Annotated in this window: 1 protein-coding gene and 2 pseudogenes; 1 reads left to right on the forward strand and 2 read right to left on the reverse strand. The window is 60.7% G+C overall.

Annotated features, from left to right (window positions below; translation table 11 throughout):
- The coding region (locus CFY91_RS15615; RefSeq protein WP_243392526.1) for a tRNA sulfurtransferase at positions 1-647 on the reverse strand (647 nt) is incomplete at its 3' end.
- Positions 648-975: 328 nt separating this feature from the next.
- Here CFY91_RS15615 and CFY91_RS15620 point away from each other — a divergent pair.
- A pseudogene (locus CFY91_RS15620) lies at positions 976-1416 on the forward strand (glutamine synthetase beta-grasp domain-containing protein); the annotation flags it as partial.
- Here CFY91_RS15620 and CFY91_RS16510 read toward each other — a convergent pair.
- Positions 1413-1481: pseudogene (locus CFY91_RS16510) on the reverse strand (hypothetical protein); the annotation flags it as partial. The pseudogenes CFY91_RS15620 and CFY91_RS16510 sit on opposite strands and share 4 nt — an antisense overlap.
- Positions 1482-1485 lie beyond the last annotated feature (4 nt).

The raw sequence follows: 1485 nt of genomic DNA on the forward strand, positions 1-1485 counted from the left end.
CGCCCCCCCAGGTTGAAGAAGCAGAAGTGCGTCAGCAGGCCACGGCGCATCATCTGGTAGGCCGCCACGGTGGAGTCGAAGCCACCGGACATCAGCACCAGGCTCTGCTCCAGCGAACCGAGCGGGTAGCCACCAATGCCCTCATGCTGGGCGTGCACCACATAGAGGCGGTCGTGGCGAATCTCGATGCGTACCTGCACCTCGGGATTCTTCAGGTCGATACCGGCGGCGCCGAACTCGCGACGCAGGTGGCTGCCCACGTAGCTGGCTACTTCCACGGAGCTGAAGCTGTGCTTGCCGCCGCGCTTGCAGCGCACGCTGAAGATCTTGCCCGGCAGTTGACTGCCGAAGTGCTGGCGACACTTGTCGAGGATGTCGTCGAAGTCACCCAGCGGGTAATCGTGTACTTCCAGGAAGTGCGCGATGCCCGGCACGCAACGCAGCCGGGCGATCAGCGCGGCGCGCGCGCGCGGTTCCTGCAGGCTGGTTTGCACCTCCAGGTTGTCCCACTCGCCCTGCACCTGCAGCTGCGGGTCAAGTTCGCGCAAAACGCTGCGGATATTCTTCCCCAGTTGGCGGATGAACTGCTTGCGCACCGGCCGGCTCTTGATGGTGATTTCCGGGAAGACTTTGACGATGAATTTCATGGCAAGCAGTGCCAGCGGCAGGACGCAAGAAAAGAGGGGCGCGGAGTATAGCGGAATTTGTTCAAGACTTGACCAAAAACAAGCAGAAGGCCGCCACTGCCTCATTTGCGTGCATCTCACGCATAGAGCGCACTATTAAGGTGCGAAAAAAGCCTGGCACTCCGCTATAAACAACGTAGCCGCCCTGATTTGGCGGCCTGCGGCCCATTTTCGAGCAGTGGCACGCTAATTGCTCTCTTGTGAGTCAAGTCGCACAGGCGGATGATCCGCCCGGCTTCGCACCGCTACAGAGGCGCCATCGGCCGCCCCTTTCCAACTGGAGGACAGCATGTCTAAGGCAATTCAACTGATCAAAGAACACGATGTGAAGTGGGTAGACCTGCGCTTCACCGACATCAAGGGGCAGCAGCACCACATCACCATGCCGGCACGTGACGCGCTGGACGAAGACTTCTTCGAGCACGGCAAGATGTTCGACGGCTCGTCGATCCATGGCTGGAAAGGCATCGAAGCCTCCGACATGATCCTTCTGCCGGACGACAGCACTGCCGTCCTGGACCCGTTCACCGAAGAGCCGACGCTGATCCTGGTCTGCGACGTGATCGAGCCGAGCACCATGCAGGGCTACGACCGCGATCCGCGCGCCATCGCCAAGCGCGCTGAAGAGTTCCTCAAGTCCACCGGCATCGGTGACACCGTATTCGTTGGTCCGGAGCCGGACATGTCGGACTTGAACTTGACCGAGTCGAAGATGAAGAACTCCGGCTCCGGACCAACGAATACGGTGTCACCGATGCCGGTGGACTTGAGGAACTCTTCAGCGCGCTTGGCGATGGCG

The sequence above is a fragment of the Pseudomonas fluvialis genome (genome assembly GCF_002234375.1).
Lineage (GTDB): Bacteria > Pseudomonadota > Gammaproteobacteria > Pseudomonadales > Pseudomonadaceae > Aquipseudomonas > Aquipseudomonas fluvialis.